The sequence below is a fragment of the Dyella japonica genome (assembly GCF_040545895.1).
Lineage (GTDB): Bacteria > Pseudomonadota > Gammaproteobacteria > Xanthomonadales > Rhodanobacteraceae > Dyella > Dyella japonica_D.
Window position 1 is genome coordinate 1 of record NZ_JBEPMU010000006.1, and the last position, 21213, is coordinate 21213.

Sequence of the window (21213 nt, forward strand, 5' to 3'; positions counted from 1 at the left end):
TCGGCGACTGAACGAGCGGCCTCGGCAGACGTTGAACTTCGAAACGCCGGCAGAACGATTCCAGCAATGTGTTGCAGTGACCAGCTGAAGTCGCAACCCCATAGCGGACCTCGTCGTCATGTACAGGGAGATCATGATGAGAACTGAACTTGCCCTTCTGCTCGGCCTCGCATGTATGGGGATAGCACCTGTCAGTTTCGGTCAGGCCAAAGGCCAGGAGCCCCTGCCACTTGCCGATTCCGGTCTCAGGCTCACAGCTGAACAGATCAAGCAGAATGAAATCAAAGCGCTAGACGGCTCGCCAGAGGCTGCAAATAAGCTCGCCAACCACTATCAGGGTTGGACGAATGATGTCGAAAAAGCGATGTATTGGTATCAGATCGCTGCTGAGAACGGCAGCACTGAGGCAATGTGGAACTACTACGAAGTATCTACGGTAGCCACCTTTCCTGATTGGGTGAGGCGTGGACGGTTCTGGCTGCGTAAGGCGGCGGACCTTGGCGACAAACATGCAATAGATGCGCTCCGCGACGAAAGCGGCCAGAAGTCAGGCGCGTCGAAGTAATTAGGGGGTGCAGCAACATCGCAAGCGAACGAGTGTCCGATTTCGACCCGTAGCGGACAGTTTTTGGCTCACAGAAATCAGGGACAACTGGATGCTTTTAAGCGATGGCATGCTCGTGGCGGGGGCTGGTCTAGCGGAGTTTGGTCTGCCCGCAGCGCTGATATGGTCCGTAAAGGCCTCGGAGAGATGGAGGCCGAAAGCTGTTGTGGTTCTCGGTGCACTGACTCCGCTTTTCCTTATTTACGCGACAGCTTGCTTCTACTCGATTTTTGTTTCGGGTCTCAATAAAACTGACTTGGTCTACCTTTTGGCGGCCCTGCCGGTGGGTTTCGTTTTCTACGCGGCAACAGTGCTGCTTGGAGCCGCGGCCGCCTTCATCCGTAAGCCCGCAGGTCTCTGGGCGCGCTTCGGTCTTGGCATGACAGTCGCCCCGCTGGCTTGTGGAAGTATCGTGCTGTTGACTAGATAGCCAATTCGAAGGGAGTGTCCGCTTCCGGCAGCGGACACTTTCCTCAAAGAAGCTATCTCCATCGCCGCGCCAATCATTGGGCGGAAAGATCGAGCCGCCATACGAGTCACGTGAGAGGGTGCCGATGAAGCTACATGTCATTTATGGCGGGGTGATACTTCTGTTACTTGGCGCAATTGCCTATTTGCTATACCGGGACCTTGATAGAGCTATCACCCTTGGAAAGCGAGATCTGCAGATGGGCACGCTGGAAGTTGAGAACAGGCAGCTTCTATCCGCGTTTTCTGTACTCGCACGCGACAAGACCAAAAACGATGTGGTCTCGGCCATGACACAGTACGGGAAGCAAAACCCTTACGAAAAACATGGTTGCGTATGGGTTGGGAACTTGGTCATGGAGTTCTCGCCTGAACAGAAGTTGGTCAATGTGTCGCCGACTATGTTTTCGGGAGAGCCTGCACCATGCTTCCTCCGTTGAGCTTCGCGGTGTCGAATTAGGCAAGCGTTTCCGTCAGCTAAGCGCTGCCTTTCGCTAGCTTTGGTAATGTCTTCTTCCGACCCAAAGGAGACCTATGAGAGCAAAGGTTTTCTCCAAGTTTCTCTATGTGATTGCGGCCGTAGCCACATGGACTCTGCCTGGGTACTGCCTAGCGTTCCAGCAAAAAGTGATCTCTGGAAATGGCGATCTCTATCTGAGTGAGGAGCAGGTCGACGAGCTTCAGAAGGCAGCCTTGGATGGCGACGCACAGGCTGCGACTCGACTCCTCTCCTACTATGGGTATTACCGCAGTGATTACGCCAATGCGGAAAAGTGGGCGGTCGTAGCAGCGGAGAACGGCGGTGTTCTAGAGCAATGCAACGCAGCCACCATCCTGAAAACAAGCGACAGCCAAGAGGCTCGCAAAAGGGCGGGCTTCTGGCTTAAAAAGTGTCGGGCTCCATAGGTGCGAAACTGCATGTCGAACGTCCGTTTTCGACCCGAAGCGGACCTTATGCATCTAAAATCGCGGGCAGCTCGGCCAGTTGTTCTAAGGGGGATCAGTGGGCCAACTCATGCGATTTGCCTTGCCCTGCCTTGCGCTGGCCATGGTCATGATAGCGCCTGCTTCTTACGCCCTTTGCTGGGAGTCCGGCGAAGGACCGACCGCTATCTATCGACACCCGTCCGTTCCCGCCGAGTTCAAGAATGCGGCCCTCGTGGTCACCGGACGCGTTACGGCTGAGCGCAATATCTCAGAACCGGAAGACCCTGAGGGCTTTGCATGGACCGTTTACACCGTCCAAGTACTGGAAATTTTCAAAGGAGCGCCGCCGCGAATGCTCCAGCTGCTCTCGGAGAACACCTCGGCGAGGTTCTCGATGGATACCGGGAAGACCTATCTCTTGTTTGTAAGCCATTCCCCGGACGTCGAGTTGGCTGGGCAAGAACGCCTTCCGAGTGACTATGTAGACAACTGTGGAAACTCTGCAGTTGCCGAGGATGCCGGGTCCGTGATCAAGACGGTGCGGGGTCTGTCGAAAGCTCGATAAGGTCCGCTTCCGACCCATTGCGGACCCTCGGGGAGACTCAATAGGGTTAACGGCGGTACGTGGTTCTTCGGGGAATTCCATGTCTCGGTTTCGTGGTCTATTGGCGTCATTGCTCATTGGCTGCCTATCTGCGCCCGCCCTGGCAGCGGAGGGTCCTCCGGTGCTTGTCGCGGCACTCGACGTCGTCAGGGCAAACGCGCAGGGTGGTTCTATTTGCGGAGCCGTGCCACCAAATCCGGAACGCCCAGATCGAATCAAACTTGCCCAACTAGTTGCTGCGCTGCCAGATCCGAATGCGTCGTTTCAGTTCGGCTATATGGACGTAACACCACTCGGTTTGGCGGTGTTGGCCGATGACGTAGAGCTGCTGGATATGCTCTTTGCGAAAGGCGCGCATTGGCGTCTGGATTCCTTCGACAGCACGGCAATGTATGAGGCCGCGCAGCACGGCTCGCCGGCGATGATCAAAGCGCTCTTGCGCCATGGCCTTGGCCCGGATGTGCGGCCCTCAGAAGGTTGGCCCGGGCTAAATGGCTGCAGCTTGGCAGAATAGGTCCGACAATGTTGCCGTCTTACTTGAAGCGGGCGCCAATGCCAATTTCGCACTACCGAACGGAAACAATGCATTGGGCGGCGCGGTAACGTGCAAGAACCAAGACATGGTTGATGCTTTGGTCCGCCATGGGGCGAAGCCCGATGCAAAGACAAGACATCTGTCAAAGGATCGGGGCATACAATTCCCCGATTCTTAGGAGTCCGCTTCCGACCCGGAGCGGACATTGAACTGATCGAGATAGACACCTTAGGAGGAGGCTGCTTGGACGTCAGGAAACTTCTACGGATTCTCTTTCTAATCGCATGTGGACTTCCGGTGATTGTGCTGGCATCTGGCGTGTTGACCAGAAAGCCTTCCATACCCAAAACGGAGTCCGAGTGTGTTGCGCGCGGCGGTCAATGGATCTTCGCAGGGCCGCAAAACATCGTGAAGTACTGCTTGCTTAAGACAGCGGACGCCGGCAAGGCGTGCAAGAAGTCGTCCGACTGCCAGAGTGAGTGTGTTGAGACCGCACAGGGCAACCAATGTGCCGGGTGGTTCACGGGATGCTTCGAGCCTACCGGGCGCGGGACGGTCACCGAGTGTGTGAACTAGGGTCAATGCGAGAAACGTCCGCTTCCGACCCGGAGCGGACATCAGCGTACGGCGGTGGACGATTCCTTGGCGGCTGGGGGGAGTGGCAGTGAAGAGGTGGTCACCAACTGGCTGTGTCTTCTCCGCCGTGTTTTTGGCTTTCGCGATCTGGCGCCTCATTACAATCGCGCGCGGAGACGGCGATCCGATGTGGATTCTCAGTTTCCTTACATTGCCAATGTCCTATTTGGTTCTTCTTCTTAGCGATCACGTCCACTCTTCTTTCGGGCTGTCCTACGATCTGCTGGGGTGGTCAGGGGCGACCCTGGACGTCCTTTGGGGAGCGCTGATGTTCTACTTCTTTGGGTGGCTCTTGGATCGCCCACTGAGGCGTTAGCCAAATTTCAGGGGGTGCGATGTCCGCTTCCGACCCGGAGCGGACCTTAGCGACGCTGGAAACAAGTCAGGAAAGGCCTTATGACCGATGACATGGAAACTTGGCTTATCGACGCTGGCGATGAAGTCATTCAGAAGAAGGTGGCAACGGGCCTGGATGGGTTGTCGCCAGTTGATCGGGCGATCTACGCCTTGTGGGTCGTGGATTACGCCGTGCGAAATTCGGGGATACTCTTGCCGATGTCGGAGATCTATCCGGCGGCGCTTGTCGAGCTTCGGGCGTTCGCAGCAATAAGTGACCTTCCTGCGCTGGCGTTGTTGGCCGGAAGTACCCCTGATGACGCCGCGTTCTGTGATGGTTACTACCGACATTTTGAGATGGCTAGCCAGGAACTAAAGCTGGCTATGGCGGGGTAGATTTGACGCTCGGGAATGTCCGCTACCGACCCATAGCGGTCATCACCCCGGCAAAGGAAATCCGGATGAGTTCACGCGAAAAATCGCTGGTGAAGGAGTGGCGTCAGACGGGCCGCGTCTCGCTGTGGCGATATACTGAGAACGAGCGCAACTACCCGGGCTGGAATCTCAACGCTGATGCGGCCGGTTGTCGATCACTGGTGGAACTGCTCGATGCGCTGACGATCGATGGAGTCGGCACCCGCACGGTGAGTTTGGCTCCGCCCACATCCGCACAGCTTCGCGTGCCGAATAACAGGAACGGCGCTGCCGCTTGGCTGGCACCGAATAGATGGCGCATCACGCTTTCATCGAGGCCCGAAGACTGGGATTTTCCTGCAGGCCTAGAGCCTGCCACGCTATTGCTCGGCTCGAACTGGATAAACCCACTGAGAGCAGGTCTTTCGGAAATTCAAGCCGGCGCTGGAGATCGATCGGTCGGGGATCGCGAGCAGTTGTGGTTCTGGTGGTAGATGTTGGATCTTCAATGACCACTCTTCGGCCGCTAGCGGACGTTCCGCGAAGCGGTCCGGTCTTGGTGATGCCAATGTCCACTTTCGACCCGCAGCGGGGGCTACCTGCTGGACATGAAGGAGATGGGGCTATGTTCTGGCGGGTATATGGGGTCGCAACGTTGGCAAGGTCCACGCTGCTGGCAATAGCAGTGATATCACTCTTGCCGTTCGCTGCGTCGAGTCAGGAGACGAGTCTCGGCTCGACTGCGCAAAGGTTTGATGGAGTTTGGTGGGCTAAGGCAGGAGACGACGAGAAAATTGGCTTCCTGTATGCACTTGAGGATTGCTTTACCTTGATGCAAAGCCAGGGCTCGATTTCGATGGCACTTGGGTTGGCGATGTAGATCGAATCAACGACTTCTATCGTTCGACGGGCGAAGGGTCGAAACTTGTTCAAGACGTATTCAAGCGCTACGGGAAGACACAGACTGCCAGCCCTCGCGAACCCATGTATGGAAATGAATTCTGGAGAGCTCATAAGGACGAGGCTCGACGAGGCTTTATAGAGGGGTATGTCTCCTGCAGGGCCTCCATCGATCATGTCTTGCGTTGGTCAAAGCCAGCCCTCTATTACGTCAGCGCCTTGAACGACTTGTACAACGTGGACGACCGATTTGGCGAAACTGGCCTTGAATATAGCGGCGCTGTCGCAAGCGCGTTGGAAAAGCTCTGTGATCATTGAGAAAGATGCGATCGTGCCTGAGCGCGATATCAGGTGTGCAGCGGCAGGCACAGGCTAGTAAGTCGCCAACGCCGCTTCCGACCCGTAGCGGACGTTACGCGCCGGGCTATATGGGTCTTCATGCGTTCGGAGGGAGCGATCTGATGACGTCGAGGGCCGCTATCTTTGCGCTATTCCTGGGGCTGTGCTCGATTCTTCAGACGGCATTGGCTGGCGATGATGCATGCAGGAAGCTGCTGCCCGCAGAACTTGCTTCTGCTTTGGCGAGACGCTTCCACGAATACCGCACTCCTCAAGAAGGCGACAACTTGACCGAAGACCTGCATTGGGCGATTGAGCACGGCGCAAGCGGTTGCCTTGGCGCGGAATCCGGGGACTTTTATGGTGACGGAAACGTACAGTGGGTGGTTGCGCTCAGATCAAAGGAGAAAGCCGAGTCGGCCTTGATCGTCGTTGCGCGAAAGACTCGCTCCGGCTGGCGCTTTGATGAGTTGCTGGATTGGCCAAAGCTGGCGTCCCGCTTATTTGTAGGTCGTGCGCTTCCGGGCAATTACGAGCGGGGCGAAAGATACCCCGCTACCGGGAACGAACCAGAGCGGTTGATGTGCCCGCATGACGCCGTTGCCATCGGTGAGACTGAGGCAAGCCAGGTGAACTACTGCCATGTTGAGGGCAGGTGGGTGTCGATAACGGTGTCTGAGTGAGGTGCGGCGAAGGACGGAGCATCAGTGCTCTGGACTGCGAGGGGACCTTGCGCGACATATGGCCCACCGCAAATGTTGGAAGGTCCGCTTCCGACTCCAGGCATATGCAAGGTCCAGTCACCTCTTGGTTCCCCGCGTTACGACGGTGGTTTGCTCGTGCCTTCCACGGCAGACGGGTTCGGCTGATCTTCCGGCAGCTTCTGGCGCACAATACCCGGGTGCTCCGGGGAGGTGCGTATGTCCCGATGGTCGCGAACTCTGTATGGGCTTATCTTCGTCGCTTCGTCTGCGCTGGCGGACGAAGTTCATCAGCACGGCGTGCCTGAGACGTTGGGTGACGTATCTTTTCCCATTTCGTGCGATCCGGCGGAACAGCAGCCGTTCAATCGCGCCGTGGCACTTCTGCATTCTTTCGCCTATACCGAGGCGGAACGGGCATTCCAGCAGATCGCACAGAAAGACCCCCATTGCGCCATGGCGTATTGGGGGATGGCGATGGTGCATTTTCATCCCGTGTGGTCACCATCGCTGCCGCCTGAAGCATTTGGGCAGGCGCAGCGAAACATGGCGCGCGCAGCCCGGCTGGGTGCGACATCGGATCGTGAGGCGGACTTTATCCGTGCAGGTGGCGTGTTGTTCCAGGCGGGCCAGGGAATCAGCATCGGCCAGCGCACGGAGGCCTACGAGCGGGCGATGGCCCAGGTGGCAGGCAAGAACCCGAGCGATACGGAGTCGCAAGTGTTCTATGCCCTGGCCATGCTTTCCAATGTGTCGCCCACCGACAAGACACACGCGAAACAGAAGCAGGCCATCGCCGTGTTGGAGCCACTATTTCGCGCGCACCCTGACCATCCGGGGCTCGCCCACTATCTGATACACGCGTGTGACAGCCAGGAACTGGCTCAGCAAGGCCTGCCGGCTGCGCGCGCGTACGCCAAGATCGCGCCCTCCGCACCTCACGCGCTGCATATGCCTTCGCACATCTTCACGCGGCTGGGCCTGTGGGACGATTCGATCCAGTCCAATCTCGCCTCGAAGCAATCCGCACATGCGCACGGCGATGCCATGGGCGAACTTCATGCCATGGACTATCTCGTCTACGCCTATCTGCAGGAGGGCAAGGATGGGCAGGCGCAGCTCGTGGTTGAAGAGATGAAGGGCATGCGTTCCCTCGACATGAACGAGTTTGCGATTGCTTACGCGGCCACTGCCATGCCGATACGACTGGCCGTCGAGAGCGGTCGCTGGAGCGACGCGGCCAAGGTGGAGGCATTGGCCAACGTATCGCCTTCCATCCAGGCGATTGCGATCTGGTCCAAGGGCATGGGGCTCGCCCGTACCGATCGGGCGGGCGAGGCGCGCGAGGAAGTCGCGCGGCTCCGGCGGATCGAAAAGCAGCTGCGCGACTCAGGCGATGATTATTGGGCCGTCCAGACGGCCGTGCTGGCCGACGAGGTTTCCGCATGGTCAAGCCAGGCCAGCGGTAACGCCGACCAGGCGCGCTTGCTTCTTCAAGCCGCTGCAGACCGGGAAGACAGCCTTGAGAAGCGCCCGGTGACACCGGGCCCCATTCTTCCCGCTCGCGAGCAGTTGGGCGACTTGCTGTTGTTGCAGGGCCATCCGGAAGCGGCAAGCGATGCCTATGGCGCTGCATTGATCCAGGCGCCGGGGCGCCGCGGCGCACTGCTAGGAAAGGCTCGCGCTGATCAGGGTGTGCATTGATGCGTAATCATGGGTCAAGGCGCCGGGTAAGCGCCTGTCGCTACACTGGGCACATTCGTGGTGTCTGCTTTCAACTATCGTTTCAACTGGTCAACGTCGCTCCCTGGCAAGTAGTTCGCCGAAAGTGACTGTGACCGTTCGATAGGCTGGCCGCGGGATATCGGTTAAGGCGTGGTCAGAAGCGGAGTGGGCACTTCGTTTGATATGACGATGTTACCGCGAGCAGGGCGGACTGCGCTGATGCGGCGGACGAACCTGAGCACTCGCGTCACGCCGCCGCAGGCGGCAACGTCGCCACGTCGCGCCGGGGTGGAGCGCCGAACATGCGCGAGTACTCGCGACTGAATTGCGACGGGCTTTCGTAGCCAACCTGATACGCGGCCGATTCGGCGTTGGCAGCGCCGCTCACCATCAGATGGCGCGCCTCCAGCAAGCGCAGCTGCTTCTGGTACTGCAAGGGCGTCATCGACGTCAGCGCCTTGAACTGCCGGTGAAACGCGGAAGGACTCATCCGCGCAATTGCGGCGAGATCCTCGATACGCACCGCCTCGGCGAATTGGTCGCGCAGCGCGTGGATCGCCCGGATGACGCGTTCGGCGTGACCATTGGCCAACACCAGTCCGGCCACTTCGCTGCCATGCGGCCCGCTGAGCAACCAGTAGCAGAGTTCGCGCATGATCATCGGCGCAATCACTGGAATGGCCTGCGGCGTGTCGATCAGGCGCACGAGCCGATGCACGCAGTCGGCCATGTTGCCCTGGAAATGGGTAACGAAAACACCGTGCTGCACGTTGACCGTCGGTAGCGGGGGCGCTTCGAGGCCCTCCATGACCTCACGCATCACGGTGAGGTCGAACTCCACGATGACGCCCAGGTACGGTTCGCTGGGGCTGGCCTTCACCACGCGACTCAGTGCCGGCGTTTCCACGCTCACCACCAATGCTTGTCCCGCCTTGTAGTCGAATCGCTTGCCGCCGAACGTGGTCCATTTGGCGCCCTGCACGACCACGCAGAGCGCGGGTTTGAACACCAGGTGCGAGGGATGCTTTCGGTGATCGGAGCGCAGGAAGGTGAGGCCCGGAACCGGCGTGTCGAACGGACCCTGGCCGGGTTGCGCGTCCGTGTAGCGTTTGACGAGATGGGCCAAGGTGTCCGGCATGAGGTGTTCTCCCAGCGTAGGAGGCTGATGCTATCGCCATTTCCTGCAGTGCAGCCGGTGTCGAGCAGGATTGGGCAAGAACGCGGTCAGTTCCGGCATGGGGTGGCAGACTCCGCGCGCCTAAGCTTTGCCTGCATTCCTCACGTTGGAGACACGCATGACCGCCGTTACACGCACACCGGAACAGAAGATTGCCATCGTCACTGGCGGAAGCCGGGGGTTGGGGCGCAACACCGTGCTCGCCCTGGCCGCGCGTGGCGTCGACGTCATTTTCACGTACCGTTCGAACGAGGCCGAAGCCGCGCTAGTGGTAAACCAGGTCGCCCAGGCAGGGCAGCAGGCGCGCGCGTTGGCTTTGGATACAGGCAACACCGCAGGCTTTGACGCCTTTGTGAACCGGGTGCGCGATGCACTGGCGGCCCTCGGCGCCGAGCGCTTCGATTACCTCGTCAACAATGCCGGCACGTCGCATCACGCCTCCATCGACGCCACCACCGAAGAGGAACTGGACAGCCTCTACCACGTCCACTTCAAGGGCGTGTTCTTCCTGACGCAGAAGCTCTTGCCGTTGATCAACGACGGCGGCCGTATCGTGAATGTGTCCAGCGGCCTCACCCGTATCACCATTCCGGGCAGTGCGCCGTATGCGTCCATGAAAGGCGCGGTCGAGGTGCTCACGCGCTACCTGGCGAAGGAGCTGGGGCCGCGCGGCATCGCCGTGAACACGGTGGCGCCCGGCGCCATCGAGACGGATTTCAGCGGCGGCATGGTGCGCGACAACCCCGAGCTCAATCGGCGCGTGGCCGAGATGACGGCGCTGGGTCGCGCCGGCGTGCCGGATGACATCGGTCCACTCATCGCCTCGCTGGTGGGCGAGAGCCATCGCTGGGTCAATGGGCAACGCATCGAGGCGTCGGGTGGGATGGCACTCTGACGAGTGCTCACGAGAGCGACGCGCTGTCATCGGCGTTGATGGATGAACGCCCCTCGGTTGATATCCGCATTGCGGATTCGACGAGGGGCCATGCGTTACAAGCGGTCATCGCATGAGCGCACCCCGTATTTTTACGTAGCGCAAAAGGACCTAGCGAGAACGTCGTAGGGTTCTTCCCGATTTCGCTTCAACGCAAGTTTCTATCTCTTTAGGCGGATGGGATGGCAAAATGCTGCCGCGCATAATTTCTTGCGTTGCCGCCCGCCCATTCGCTACTGAAGATTTCCCACTGAAGGCGGGTGATGACCGACCCATGCCGCGATGGCCACGGGGGAGGGAACATGCCAGTCATGCTGGGGAATTCTCGGGCTTTTCTGCAGGCGTGCACGCAATTGCATCGCTATGCATCGTGCGACGTACCGGTGTTGATCGAGGGCGAAACCGGCACGGGCAAGGAGCTGGCCGCGCGCGAAGTCCATTACGCCAGTGCGCGCCGCGATCGTCCCTTCGTGCCGGTGAACTGCGGCGCCTTGCCGGACAACCTGATCGAGAACGAACTGTTCGGCCACGAGCGCGGCGCCTATACCGACGCCAAGAACGCGCAGCCCGGACTGATCGATCGTGCCGCAGGCGGCACCTTGTTCCTCGATGAAGTGGATACGCTCTCCAGCAAGGCGCAGGTCACCTTGCTGCGCTTCCTCGAGAGCAGCGAATACCGTCCCGTCGGCGGCGGTGCGGCACGCATGTCGAACGCGCGTGTCATTGCCGCCACCAATAGCGGACTGGATACGCAGGTTGCCTCAGGCAAGTTCCGCAGCGACCTGCAATACCGGCTCAACGCCCTGTATGTGCGCCTGCCGCCGTTGCGCGAGCGCTATGGCGACGTGCCCCTGCTGGCCGAACATTTCCTTGACCGCGTTGCGCGCCGGCTGGATGGCTCACCCAAGCGCTGGTCGGCCGATGCGCTCGATGCGCTGTGCGTGCGTACGTGGCCAGGCAACGTGCGCGAGCTGGAGAACGTGGTGCTGCGCGCGTATATGCGCACCGACGGCGACGTGATCGATGCCGCTGCCATTGATGAATCGGTGGACACTTCGATGTCCGGCGCCGTGGAAGTCATGCCCGAGCCGGCGGCGGACACGCAACTGCACTATCTCTCGGCGAAGCATTACGCCATCCGCGTGTTCGAGCGCAGCTACCTGCTCAACCTGATGCTGCGCACCAGCGGAAACGTCAGTGCGGCAGCGCGTCTTTCCGGAACGGAACGCCGGCAACTGGGCAAGCTGCTGAAGAAGCACGGCATACAGACGCGCAGTTTCCGCCCGGCGTAGCTGCGGCGGTTGCAGAACTCCTGTTGGAAACGCCGCATCGCCTGATGCGTTCGCCGGCGCCTGCCTGGGTCTGCGCTGACCCACCTGCGCCGCGTAACCGGGGCAACGCCGACCCACCCAGTAGCGATGCGCGTGGAGCGATGCGCGCGCAAACGCCACTCCCATGCCATCGGCGCGCTATCGGCAGCGTGGCACGCGTATTGCCACGGCATCCCACGGAGGCGGAGGTGTCGCATGACCCGCAAAGACGAAGCCGGAGAGCATGAAGTGGAGCGCGCGGTGCTGGCCTATCTGCACCAGCACCCGGATGCCGCCGACACGCTCGACGGCATCGTTAGCTGGTGGTTGCCGCAGCAGCGTTACGAGACCGAGCGCCAGCGTATCGAGCAGGTGCTGCGCGCCCTGGTGGAACGGGGACAGCTGCGCCGCGACAACCTGCCCGGCGGCGCCGTGCTCTACGCGCTCAACCGCAGCGGCAGGCCGCCATTGCACTGACCGTCATACCAGCAGCCACGACCGAGGATCACGTCATGCCAGCCACCCTGAGTTATCCAGGCGTCTATATCGAGGAGATTTCCAGCGGTGTCCGCACCATCACCGGTGTGGCGACGTCGATCACGGCGTTCATCGGCCGCGCCGCGAAAGGGCCGATCGATGCCGACCCCGACGGTCCCGTGATCATCAACAGCTATGGCGACTACGAACGCACCTTCGGCGCACTCGATCCTGCCTACACGATGGGTTACGCGGTGCGCGATTTCTATCTCAACGGCGGTGCGCAGGCGATCATCGTGCGGTTGTACAAGGGCGATGCCGCCAAGGCCAAAGCCAAGTTCAAACTCTCCAACCTGACGCTGGAAGCCGCCTCGGCCGGCACCTGGGCCAACCAGCTGCGCGTTCGCATCGACAACCAGGTGTCCAAGGAAGTGGCCGGCCTGTATGGCCTCGCCGATACCGACCTGTTCAACCTCACCGTGCGCGACATGGTCAGCGGCAAGCAGGAAAGCTTCCTCAACCTCAGCGTGAAGGAAAGCCCGCGTCGGGTGGACCGCGTGCTGCTGGCCAACTCCTCGTTGCTGCGCCTGTCGGCCGACCAGAAGCTGCCGGACGAACCACCGACCGCCATGGCCGACAAGATCCCCGACGGCTCCGAGACCCTATGGGACAACGACGAAACGTCGAAGCCGGTCAGCACGCAGGCGGTCGACAGCGCAGCGCTGACCAATGACAAGGAGTATCTGGGCAGCGAGGATGACAAGACCGGCATCTATGCGTTGAAGAAGGTCGACCTGTTCAACCTGCTGTGCATTCCGCCCGACGTGCGCGGCGGTGACACCCTGACAACCGTGTACCAGGCCGCGATGGCTTTTTGCGTGGATCGGCGAGCGTTGCTGATCGTCGACGCACCGACGACATGGGCCAGCGCCAATGCCATCACTGAAAACAAAAACGAGAAGCTGACCAATCTCGGCCTGGCCGGACCCGCCGCGCGCAATGCGGCCGTGTTCTTCCCGCGCGTGATCGAATCCGATCCGGCGCGCCAGGGCCAGCTCGATACCTTCGTGCCCTGCGGCATCGTGGCCGGCGTGATGGCGCGCACCGATACCCAGCGCGGCGTGTGGAAAGCGCCTGCTGGATTGGACGCAGCGCTCAATGGTGTGCAGGGCCTCGCCACCGTGCTCACCGATGCCGAGAACGGCATGCTCAATCCGCTCGGCGTGAACTGCCTGCGCAGTTTTCCGCTCGCCGGTCCGGTGGTGTGGGGCTCGCGCACGCTGCGCGGCTCCGACCTGCTCGCGGACGACTACAAGTACATCCCGGTGCGCCGCCTCGCGCTGTACATCGAGGAGAGCCTGTTTCGCGGCACGCAGTGGGTGGTGTTCGAACCGAACGACAACCCGCTATGGGCGCAGATTCGCCTCAACGTGGGCGCCTTCATGCAGAACCTGTTCCGCCAGGGCGCCTTCCAGGGCAAGACGCCGACCGATGCGTACTTCGTCAAATGCGACAGCGAAACCACCACGCAGAACGACATCAACTTAGGGATCGTCAACATCGTGGTCGGCTTCGCTCCGCTGAAGCCCGCCGAGTTCGTGGTCATCCAGCTGCAGCAGATGGCCGGCCAGATCCAGACCTGAGGACAACGACATGGCTCAGTTCAGCGTCAATGCGCAGCGCTTCGATCCCTACAAGAACTTCAAGTTCCGCGTGAAGTGGGATGGCCGGTACGTGGCCGGCATAAGCAAGGTTTCCGGACTCAAGCGCACCACCGAAGTGGTCAAGCACCGCGAGGGCGGCGACCCCAGCACCAGTCGCAAGTCGCCCGGCCGCACCGAATACGACGCCATCACGCTGGAGCGTGGTGCCACGCACGATCTCGAATTCGAGAAGTGGGCAAACAAGATCTACAACCTGGGTGCTGGCCTGGGCGCGGAGATTTCGCTGAAGGATTTCCGCAAGGACCTGATCCTGGAGGTCTACAACGAGGCCGGGCAGCTTGCGCTCGCGTACAAGATCTATCGCTGCTGGGTATCGGAATACCAGGCCTTGCCCGATCTCGATGCCAACGCCAACGCGGTGGCCATCCAGCACATCAAGCTCGAGAACGAGGGTTGGGAGCGCGACACCAGCGTGCAGGAACCCACCGAACCCAGCTTCACCGTGCCGGCCGGATAAACCATGCGCACGCCCACCGCCGCCCAATTGTTGCGTGCCTGGGACTACGGGAGCACGGCGTCCAACGCCGTGCGCGCGATGGAACTGCTCGGCGTGAGCTACGACGGACTGGATGCCCGGCGCCTGCTGGCGATGCCGCTGGGCCAGCGCGATGCCTTGCTGCTGCAATTGCACCGTCACCTGTTCGGCGGCCGGCTCGACAGCGTGGCGCAGTGTCCGGCTTGCGGTGCCACGGTGGAAGCGTCGCTTGACGTCGATGCCTTGCAGTTGGAGCCCGCTGCGGGTGATGGGCTTCCGGATGACGTACGCGTACTCGAATGGCAGGCGCCATCGGGTGACCTGCGCATCCGCTTCCGCGCCATCAACAGCGAAGACCTGCTCGCCCTCGAGTCGTGCAGTGATCGCGCTGTCGCGCGCCAGCGTCTGTGGGAGCGCTGCGTGATCGAGGTGTCGCATGGCGGCGGCATCGAGTCCAAGGGATCGCTGCCGGCCGACGTGCAGGAGGAACTCGTCGAGGCGATGGCGGCAGCCGATCCGCAGGCCGATCTTCAGTTCGACCTCACCTGTCCCGACTGTGCCTATCGCTGGCAGCCTGCGTTCGATATCGCGCAGTTCCTGTGGCAAGAGCTGCACGCCTGGGCGATTCGCACGCTGCGCGACGTGGACGCCATTGCGCGCGTCTATCACTGGAGCGAAGCGGACATCCTGGCGATGAGTCCGCGCCGCCGCCACGCCTACCTGGAGCAATGCGCGCCGTGAGCGATTTCCTCGACCGGGTGGCGGCACGCGTCATCGGTGGCGATGCAGCCATGCTGACACCGCGCATCCCGTCGATGTACGAGCCTTCGCAACCGTCGGCGGGCGCGCCGCTGGAACATTCCTTGAGCGTGACGGCCGCGGATACTTCTCCGCACGATGACGAAGCATCCGCGCCAGCACGCGCGATTCGTCTCGATACACCTACCGCGCTTGCGCCATCCGAGACGCCGCATGAGGAGATCCGCAGCGAGTGGACGCAGGCCACGCCAACAAGGCCTGATCGGGTCGACCGGGCATCGGTGATTTCCGCGAAAGAAGCGGTGCAGCCACTCTCCGCCAGACATAGGGTGATTGAACCCCCCGCGCACCGACCGATGCGGGAATCGCGCAGAAAAACATCAACGCACGAGGGAACGGAGCGATCACCCGCAACGGCGCGCGTCGCCGCCGTGCCCGACCACGCCATCGGCGTGCTGCTTCCGCCGGAACAACCGGTGTTCGGCGCAGCCATCGCGGACACGACAAGACACGCGTCGCCCGAACGCGGCCAAGGCACTGCTGCGAAGGCGCAGAGTGAGACCCACGAGCCTGTCGTACACGTCAGCATCGGTCGCATCGAAGTGCGCGCATCGAGCCCGGCAGCAACCACGGTGCGCAGGCAGGATGCCGCGCGTGTGGATCGCCTCGGCGACTATCTGCGCGAACGCAACAAGGCCTTGCCATGAGCAATGTGCTGGCCATCGCCGCGACCACGCGCACGCTGCGCAATCTGCTGCTGGCGCGCATGCCTCTGCTGGATGGCGACCTCAGCGATCTGGAAGTGACGCTGCAGCCGCCGGACGTCGCGCGCAAGGGCATCAGCAAGGCGCAGCTCAACGTGTTCCTGTATCAGGTGGTCTACAACGCTGCCTGGCGCAACCAGGACATGCCCGGTCGCGTGCGGCCGGGCGAATCCGCGACGCCTGCGCTCGCCTTGAACCTGCACTACCTCATCACTGCCTGGGGGCGTGGCGAAAGCGATAGCGATGCCATCAGCCATCGCGTGCTCGCCGCCGCCATGAGCACACTGCACGATCGCCCCGTGCTGGACGGCAACGACATCCGCAATGCGCTGCCCGACAACGACCTGGCCGACCAGATTGAACGCGTGCGCTTCGCGCCGTTGCCGCAAAGCGTGGACGAGTTGTCCAAGCTCTGGACGGCATTCCAGACCAACTATCGCGTGTCGTCAGCCTATGAGGCGACCGTGGTGCTGATCGACAGCCAGTCGCCGGTGCGTGCAAGCCTGCCGGTGTTGCGGCGTGGCTCGCAGGACCGTGGCGTGTTTACCCAGGCGTCCGCCGCGCCATCGTTGCAGTCGCTGGCGTTGCCGCATTTCCAGGTTGGCGTGCAGCTTGGCGAGGATATCGTGCTCACTGGCAGCCAGCTTTCCGCCGCCGGCGCGCTGGCTCGCTTCACCAGCCTGCGGCTGGATCAACCTATCGATATCGCTCCCGTTGCGGGCGATCAACCCAACACCTTGCGCGTGCACCTGGCCGATGCCGCGGACGATGCACAGGCGATGTCGCGCTGGGTGCCGGGCGTCTACACAGTAGCGCTGGTTACGCAGCCAGCCGGCCTGCCGCCCATGTTGAGCAACGAGCTGCCGTTGGTGCTTGCACCAATCATCACGGTAAGTCCGCTTACCGGCACGGCGGGCACGATCGCGTTGAACATCACCTGCACACCGCGTATTGGCGCTGGCCAGCGCGTGTTCCTGTTGTTCGGCGACGCGCTGGTGTCGCCGCAAAACCTCACCAATCCGGCGGACACGACGAAACCCACGACGTTGACGTTCCAGGTGCCTGACGTGGCCAAGGGTACCTACACGGTGCGTCTGCGCGTGGATGGCGCGGACAGCATTCCAGTCGATTTCAGCGGCGCCGTGCCGGCATTTCGGGCGGACCAGCAGGTGGTGGTGTCATGAGCGATTACTCCACCTGGCAGGTGGCCAACGACCGCTATCTCGCCGATGCGTTGGCGGCGTTGCGCGATCGCCTGCAAGCGGCGGCGCAGCAGCAGGATGCGCGGCGTCCCGTGGATGCGCCGCAAGGCGTCACGCCCACGCCACCGCGCGGTGCGGCGTCGACTTCGGCTCAGGGTCAGCATGCCTCCCTGCTGGAACGCATCTTCGGAGAGCATGCGCGCCGGGCGGATGCCGAGAAAGCCGCTGCGGACGAGGCGGCCGCGTACGCAGCGGCGAAACCAGAGAGCAACGCGCAAGCCTCATCCACAGACGATGAACCGCAGAGCTCGATGGTCTTCGATACCGATGAGGCCAGCAGTGCACAGAGCGAACCCACGCCCGCGTTGATCGTGCTGAGCCGGCGTCTTGGGCTGTCCGATTTCGAGCGCGACCTGCTGTTGCTCTGCGTGGCCATGGAGCTGGATACGCGCATGCCTGCATTGTGCGCACAGGCGCAGCACGATCCGGGCAAGCCGTGGCCCACTTTCGCGCTCGCCTTCAGCGTGCTCGACCAGCCGAGCTGGGATGCGCTTTCGCCCGAGCGTCCACTGCGCTACTGGCGATTGATCGACATCCATCAGCCCGGCGCACAGCCGCTGATTGGCGCGGCATTGAGTGCCGACGAGCGCGTGGTGAATTTCATCAAGGGCATGAACTATCTGGACGACAGGCTGACGCCATTACTGACGACACTGCAACCGGTGGCCTTGCCGCCATCGCAACAGACCATCGCCAACAACATCATCGACGGTTTGCGCAGCGTGCCTGCCGGCGAGCCGCTGCCAGCCGTGCAGTTGATTGGCAGCGACAGCGTCAGCAAGCAGGCCGTTGCCCAGGCGGTGGCGGGTGCCTTCGGCACGCGGGCGTACCGATTGTCGGCGGAGCTGTTGCCCCCGGCCCTGGGAGAGCAGGAAACCCTGATTCGCCTGTGGCAGCGGGAAAGCCAATTGCTGCCCATCGCGCTATACATCGATGCGGCGGACGCCGAACGCAGCGATGCATCCGCACAGCAGGTGAGGCGTTTCCTCGGGCGCACGGGCGGCCTCACGTTCATCGATGCGCGCGAGCCGCTGGTAGGTGGCGTGCTGAACGCGCTGAGCGCGGATGTGGTCAAGCCAACGCCAATCGAACAGCGCAGCCTGTGGCAACACCTGCTTGGCGATCACCAAGGCGATCACCCGCAGTGGCTGGCCGGTCATTTCGATTTCAATCCGGGCAAGATCGAGCAGGTCGCGCAGGCGGCGCTGGCCACGGTCGAACAAAAAGGCACGGCGCTGGGGCAGGCGCTGTGGCAGGGCGCGCTGGCACGGACACGGCCCGCGCTGGATCAGCTGGCGCAGCGCATCGAACCGGCCGCGGGCTGGGACGACATCAAGCTGCCCGACGCGGACAAGCAACTGCTGCGGCAGATCGCCGACCAGGTGGCGCAGCGCACCACCGTCTACGACGACTGGGGTTTTCGCGATCGCATGAATCGCGGCCTGTCGATCACGGCGCTGTTCGCCGGCGAAAGCGGCACAGGCAAGACCATGGCTGCCGAAGTCATTGCGCGCGAGCTGGGACTGTCGCTCTATCGCATCGACCTGTCGGCCGTGGTGAGCAAGTACATCGGCGAGACGGAAAAGAACCTGCGCAAACTATTCGACGCGGCGGAAGAGGGCGGTGCGATTCTGTTCTTCGACGAGGCCGATGCCTTGTTTGGCCGGCGCAGCGAAGTGAAGGACAGCCACGACCGTTACGCCAACATCGAAGTGAACTATCTGCTGCAACGGCTTGAATCATTCCGTGGCCTGGCCATCCTCGCCACCAACATGAAGGGCGCGCTGGACAGCGCGTTCCTGCGGCGCATCCGCTTCGTGGTCAATTTTCCGTTCCCGGGCGTGGCGGAGCGCAAGGCCATCTGGAGTTCGGTGTTTCCCGCCAAGGCCGACGTCGCAGCGCTGGATCTCGAACGTCTGGCGCGGCTGGCGCTTACCGGCGGCAGCATCCAGGGCATCGCGTTGAACGCGGCATTCCTTGCGGCGAAGTCGGGTGCGCAAATTTCGATGCCGCTCATTCTCGACGCTGCGCGCGCGGAATTCCGCAAGCTCGACAAGCCTGTCAACGAAGCCGATTTCCGCTGGCTGGAAAGCGCCGGAGGCAAGTCATGAGCGTGGTGCTGCACATCGAGCGGCTGGTGCTTGACGAGTCGCTGCTCGGCAGCGAGCACGCGGGAGCCGTGCGAGCGGCCATCGAGCGCGAATTGAAGCAGCGGCTTGCACAACCGGGCATGGTCGAGGCGTTGCTTGGGCTGGGTCATGTCGACGCCATGCCAGCGGTTGCGTTGCCTGCACCGACGCAGCAGCGCGAAGGGTTGGCGCCGCGCATCGCACGCGCCGTGCAGCATGGCCTGTCGCCTTCCAGCACGGGAGGCAAACATGGCTGACCACGCGCTCAGCCGGGTCGCCCGGCCGCCGCGCCTGTCGCCTGCGCAAGGCGCGACGGTGCGTCGCAAGTGTGCATGTGGTGCGCACGTCTCCGGTGGCGGCCCCTGCGCGAACTGTCAGAAGAAACGTGTGCAGGCCAAGCTGCGCGTGGGGGATAGCGACGATGTGTTCGAGCGCGAGGCCGACCGCATGGCCGATCACGTGATGGCCACGCCTGCACCGTCGTCGCCGATGAATACGCCGCGCCGCACGCCCGTTGCGCGGGATGCGTCCGCGGCGCCGGTTGGCATCGGCATGGGGCAGGCGTTGGACGCGTCCACGCGCCAGCTCATGGAAGCGCATTTCGGTCACGACTTCAGCGGCATCCGCGTGCACACCAACGACGCTGCCGCGGCTTCGGCGCGAGAGTTGGATGCGCAGGCCTATACGACGGGCAGCGACGTGGTGTTCGGCCGGGGCAGTTATCAGCCGGCCACCTGGCAGGGGCGTCACCTGATCGCGCACGAGCTGACGCACGTGGTCCAGCAATCGGGCGGCCGTGACACCAGCGGTGCGGTGCGTCGCAAGGGCGTCACCTTCGGTGGATTCTTCGGCAACCTGTTCCGGTTCTGGGATTACTCGCCCGACACCTTGCAGGCCTACCTGCGCGTGCTCGACCAGACCGGCGACATCGAGGACGACGACGACAGCGACGACAAATGCCGTCAGATCGTGCGCGACTGGAAGCGGGGCGGCAGTCCGTACGTGCTCACCGAAAAGCGCAAGGCGCTGATGATCCGCGAGATGCAGTCGGGCTTCACCGGCGACGACGATGAGCTGGCCATCCTCGAGCTGCTGGAACGCTCGTACAACTTCGAGCTCAGCTACATCTATGGCGCGGGTGGCGTCACCGTGGCGGGACTGGATTCCGATTTCCACGGCGAAGAGTGGGATCGCCTCAAGGACTTCTACAACCGGCGTTTCGAAAAGGGCTACGAAGGCGCGCAGAAGGGCGCACTCAAGCCCATAGGTCTGCCTGTGCCGTACGGGCAGCAGATGCCCATGCTGGGCAGTTGGATGACCGAAGACATGCCCGGCGCCGTCACCGAATGGAACGTGCCCTGCGTGCTCGGCATCCTCTGCTCGGAAGACCGGCAGGTGGTGGCGCAGTTGCCCAAGACCACGGTGAAGATCACCGATGCGATCACCGAGTACTACTGGGAATTCGACGGCAAGCAGTGGCAGGCCAAGACGCGGGAGCGCGGTGCGGCGCATAACGCGGGCCGGAACGAGACCGTGCTCAAGAAGAGCCACACCTGCGCCGAGGTGGCGTCCGACCTCATCCATGAAGTACGTCACCACAACCAGCCGGGAGGACTGAGCCCGACCGACGTGGAAGTGGATGCCTATACCTTCGAGGAACAGTGGCTCATCGATCGTGGCTTGCCGGGACGCAAGTCGCTGGAACGCACCAATCCACAGACGCAACAACAGGAACCGGACAAGGGGAAGATCGAGGCATACGTGAAGTCGCGCTATTCCGGTGCCGCATCCGGGGCGCCCACCGAGCGCGTCGTCGACCATCTGCCTACCGGCGAAGCGAAGGTCGAGTGCCCCGATGGTTCGACCTATACGCGTCCGGCTGTCGTGAACGAAAGCCATCAGGACTATCCCAAGACCGCTGCAGGAATGGCGAGTCTTCCGAAGGTCGATCCGAAAGCCTGGGCGTGCCCGGGCAAACCGTAGCGTCGCGGCGGAGACCAACCGCGACCCATC

At 62.1% G+C, this 21213-nt stretch carries 21 protein-coding genes; 20 read left to right on the top strand and 1 reads right to left on the bottom strand.

What is annotated here, in order from left to right; translation table 11 throughout:
* Positions 1-118 precede the first annotated feature (118 nt).
* From ABIC75_RS18145 to ABIC75_RS18185, 9 genes are all read left to right on the top strand, one after another.
* A complete protein-coding gene (locus tag ABIC75_RS18145; protein WP_354015305.1) occupies positions 119-565 on the top strand; it encodes a hypothetical protein in 447 nt (148 codons plus the stop codon).
* 1041 nt (positions 566-1606) lie between these two features.
* Positions 1607-1978 carry a hypothetical protein gene (locus ABIC75_RS18150; protein ID WP_354015306.1) on the top strand — a complete coding sequence of 124 codons (372 nt, stop codon included), beginning with the start codon at positions 1607-1609 and terminating at the stop codon, positions 1976-1978.
* A 109-nt stretch (positions 1979-2087) separates the two neighbouring features.
* The gene (locus tag ABIC75_RS18155; protein ID WP_354015307.1) at positions 2088-2564 is read left to right on the top strand and encodes a hypothetical protein; all 477 of its coding nucleotides are present in this window, start codon (positions 2088-2090) and stop codon (positions 2562-2564) included.
* Positions 2565-2724: 160 nt separating this feature from the next.
* The gene (locus tag ABIC75_RS18160; RefSeq protein WP_354015308.1) at positions 2725-3117 is read left to right on the top strand and encodes an ankyrin repeat domain-containing protein; all 393 of its coding nucleotides are present in this window, start codon (positions 2725-2727) and stop codon (positions 3115-3117) included.
* A complete protein-coding gene (locus ABIC75_RS18165; RefSeq protein ID WP_354015309.1) occupies positions 3095-3316 on the top strand; it encodes a hypothetical protein in 222 nt (73 codons plus the stop codon). The genes ABIC75_RS18160 and ABIC75_RS18165 overlap by 23 nt, the downstream gene beginning before the upstream one ends.
* Before the next feature lie 854 nt (positions 3317-4170).
* Positions 4171-4506, top strand: coding sequence for a hypothetical protein (locus ABIC75_RS18170; RefSeq protein ID WP_354015310.1), 336 nt, complete (start codon positions 4171-4173; stop codon positions 4504-4506).
* Between the two features lie 65 nt (positions 4507-4571).
* The gene (locus ABIC75_RS18175) at positions 4572-5018 is read left to right on the top strand and encodes a hypothetical protein (RefSeq protein WP_354015311.1); all 447 of its coding nucleotides are present in this window, start codon (positions 4572-4574) and stop codon (positions 5016-5018) included.
* An 867-nt stretch (positions 5019-5885) separates the two neighbouring features.
* Positions 5886-6446 carry a hypothetical protein gene (locus ABIC75_RS18180; protein ID WP_354015312.1) on the top strand — a complete coding sequence of 187 codons (561 nt, stop codon included), beginning with the start codon at positions 5886-5888 and terminating at the stop codon, positions 6444-6446.
* Between the two features lie 564 nt (positions 6447-7010).
* On the top strand, positions 7011-8168 hold the full coding sequence (locus ABIC75_RS18185) for a hypothetical protein (RefSeq protein WP_354015313.1): 1158 nt from the start codon (positions 7011-7013) through the stop codon (positions 8166-8168).
* A gap of 268 nt (positions 8169-8436) precedes the next feature.
* Here ABIC75_RS18185 and ABIC75_RS18190 read toward each other — a convergent pair whose 3' ends face one another.
* Positions 8437-9327: an AraC family transcriptional regulator gene (locus ABIC75_RS18190; protein ID WP_354015314.1), complete on the bottom strand. Its 891-nt coding sequence runs from the start codon at positions 9325-9327 to the stop codon at positions 8437-8439.
* Between the two features lie 157 nt (positions 9328-9484).
* Between ABIC75_RS18190 and ABIC75_RS18195 the strand changes: the two genes are divergently transcribed.
* The 11 genes from ABIC75_RS18195 (at position 9485) to ABIC75_RS18245 (ending at position 21183) form a co-directional block, all read left to right on the top strand.
* Positions 9485-10261 carry an SDR family NAD(P)-dependent oxidoreductase gene (locus ABIC75_RS18195; RefSeq protein ID WP_354015315.1) on the top strand — a complete coding sequence of 259 codons (777 nt, stop codon included), beginning with the start codon at positions 9485-9487 and terminating at the stop codon, positions 10259-10261.
* Between the two features lie 341 nt (positions 10262-10602).
* Entirely contained in the window at positions 10603-11592 is a 990-nt protein-coding gene (locus ABIC75_RS18200; protein WP_354015316.1) for a sigma-54 dependent transcriptional regulator, read from the top strand.
* A gap of 234 nt (positions 11593-11826) precedes the next feature.
* The gene (locus ABIC75_RS18205) at positions 11827-12087 is read left to right on the top strand and encodes a hypothetical protein (RefSeq protein WP_354015317.1); all 261 of its coding nucleotides are present in this window, start codon (positions 11827-11829) and stop codon (positions 12085-12087) included.
* A gap of 35 nt (positions 12088-12122) precedes the next feature.
* The gene (locus tag ABIC75_RS18210; RefSeq protein WP_354015318.1) at positions 12123-13730 is read left to right on the top strand and encodes a phage tail sheath family protein; all 1608 of its coding nucleotides are present in this window, start codon (positions 12123-12125) and stop codon (positions 13728-13730) included.
* A gap of 10 nt (positions 13731-13740) precedes the next feature.
* A complete protein-coding gene (locus ABIC75_RS18215; RefSeq protein ID WP_354015319.1) occupies positions 13741-14268 on the top strand; it encodes a phage tail protein in 528 nt (175 codons plus the stop codon).
* 3 nt (positions 14269-14271) lie between these two features.
* Complete coding sequence (locus tag ABIC75_RS18220) at positions 14272-15027, top strand: hypothetical protein (protein WP_354015320.1); 756 nt, start codon at positions 14272-14274, stop codon at positions 15025-15027.
* Positions 15024-15752 (top strand): hypothetical protein, encoded by a 729-nt coding sequence (locus ABIC75_RS18225; protein WP_354015321.1) that lies wholly within the window; start codon positions 15024-15026, stop codon positions 15750-15752. The genes ABIC75_RS18220 and ABIC75_RS18225 overlap by 4 nt, the downstream gene beginning before the upstream one ends.
* On the top strand, positions 15749-16993 hold the full coding sequence (locus tag ABIC75_RS18230; protein WP_354015322.1) for a DUF4255 domain-containing protein: 1245 nt from the start codon (positions 15749-15751) through the stop codon (positions 16991-16993). The genes ABIC75_RS18225 and ABIC75_RS18230 overlap by 4 nt, the downstream gene beginning before the upstream one ends.
* Positions 16990-19182, top strand: a complete 2193-nt coding sequence (locus tag ABIC75_RS18235) for an ATP-binding protein (RefSeq protein WP_354015323.1) — start codon at positions 16990-16992, stop codon at positions 19180-19182. The genes ABIC75_RS18230 and ABIC75_RS18235 overlap by 4 nt, the downstream gene beginning before the upstream one ends.
* Positions 19179-19457, top strand: a complete 279-nt coding sequence (locus ABIC75_RS18240; protein WP_354015324.1) for a hypothetical protein — start codon at positions 19179-19181, stop codon at positions 19455-19457. Before ABIC75_RS18235 ends, ABIC75_RS18240 begins: the two co-directional genes overlap by 4 nt.
* Entirely contained in the window at positions 19450-21183 is a 1734-nt protein-coding gene (locus tag ABIC75_RS18245; protein ID WP_354015325.1) for an eCIS core domain-containing protein, read from the top strand. The genes ABIC75_RS18240 and ABIC75_RS18245 overlap by 8 nt, the downstream gene beginning before the upstream one ends.
* Positions 21184-21213: the final 30 nt, after the last annotated feature.

What these genes read in the sequence shown, in the direction of transcription:
- ABIC75_RS18150 (WP_354015306.1), top strand. Translation starts at nt 1,607, where the DNA reads ATGAGAGCAAAGGTTTTCTCCAAGTTTCTCTATGTGATTGCGGCCGTA.
- ABIC75_RS18200 (WP_354015316.1), top strand. Translation starts at nt 10,603, where the DNA reads ATGCCAGTCATGCTGGGGAATTCTCGGGCTTTTCTGCAGGCGTGCACG.
- ABIC75_RS18195 (WP_354015315.1), top strand. Translation starts at nt 9,485, where the DNA reads ATGACCGCCGTTACACGCACACCGGAACAGAAGATTGCCATCGTCACT.
- ABIC75_RS18245 (WP_354015325.1), top strand. Translation starts at nt 19,450, where the DNA reads ATGGCTGACCACGCGCTCAGCCGGGTCGCCCGGCCGCCGCGCCTGTCG.
- ABIC75_RS18230 (WP_354015322.1), top strand. Translation starts at nt 15,749, where the DNA reads ATGAGCAATGTGCTGGCCATCGCCGCGACCACGCGCACGCTGCGCAAT.
- ABIC75_RS18175 (WP_354015311.1), top strand. Translation starts at nt 4,572, where the DNA reads ATGAGTTCACGCGAAAAATCGCTGGTGAAGGAGTGGCGTCAGACGGGC.
- ABIC75_RS18240 (WP_354015324.1), top strand. Translation starts at nt 19,179, where the DNA reads ATGAGCGTGGTGCTGCACATCGAGCGGCTGGTGCTTGACGAGTCGCTG.
- ABIC75_RS18220 (WP_354015320.1), top strand. Translation starts at nt 14,272, where the DNA reads ATGCGCACGCCCACCGCCGCCCAATTGTTGCGTGCCTGGGACTACGGG.
- ABIC75_RS18205 (WP_354015317.1), top strand. Translation starts at nt 11,827, where the DNA reads ATGACCCGCAAAGACGAAGCCGGAGAGCATGAAGTGGAGCGCGCGGTG.
- ABIC75_RS18185 (WP_354015313.1), top strand. Translation starts at nt 7,011, where the DNA reads ATGGCGCGCGCAGCCCGGCTGGGTGCGACATCGGATCGTGAGGCGGAC.
- ABIC75_RS18215 (WP_354015319.1), top strand. Translation starts at nt 13,741, where the DNA reads ATGGCTCAGTTCAGCGTCAATGCGCAGCGCTTCGATCCCTACAAGAAC.
- ABIC75_RS18165 (WP_354015309.1), top strand. Translation starts at nt 3,095, where the DNA reads ATGGCTGCAGCTTGGCAGAATAGGTCCGACAATGTTGCCGTCTTACTT.
- ABIC75_RS18190 (WP_354015314.1), bottom strand. Translation starts at nt 9,327, where the DNA reads ATGCCGGACACCTTGGCCCATCTCGTCAAACGCTACACGGACGCGCAA.
- ABIC75_RS18155 (WP_354015307.1), top strand. Translation starts at nt 2,088, where the DNA reads ATGCGATTTGCCTTGCCCTGCCTTGCGCTGGCCATGGTCATGATAGCG.
- ABIC75_RS18180 (WP_354015312.1), top strand. Translation starts at nt 5,886, where the DNA reads ATGACGTCGAGGGCCGCTATCTTTGCGCTATTCCTGGGGCTGTGCTCG.
- ABIC75_RS18235 (WP_354015323.1), top strand. Translation starts at nt 16,990, where the DNA reads ATGAGCGATTACTCCACCTGGCAGGTGGCCAACGACCGCTATCTCGCC.
- ABIC75_RS18145 (WP_354015305.1), top strand. Translation starts at nt 119, where the DNA reads ATGTACAGGGAGATCATGATGAGAACTGAACTTGCCCTTCTGCTCGGC.
- ABIC75_RS18170 (WP_354015310.1), top strand. Translation starts at nt 4,171, where the DNA reads ATGACCGATGACATGGAAACTTGGCTTATCGACGCTGGCGATGAAGTC.
- ABIC75_RS18210 (WP_354015318.1), top strand. Translation starts at nt 12,123, where the DNA reads ATGCCAGCCACCCTGAGTTATCCAGGCGTCTATATCGAGGAGATTTCC.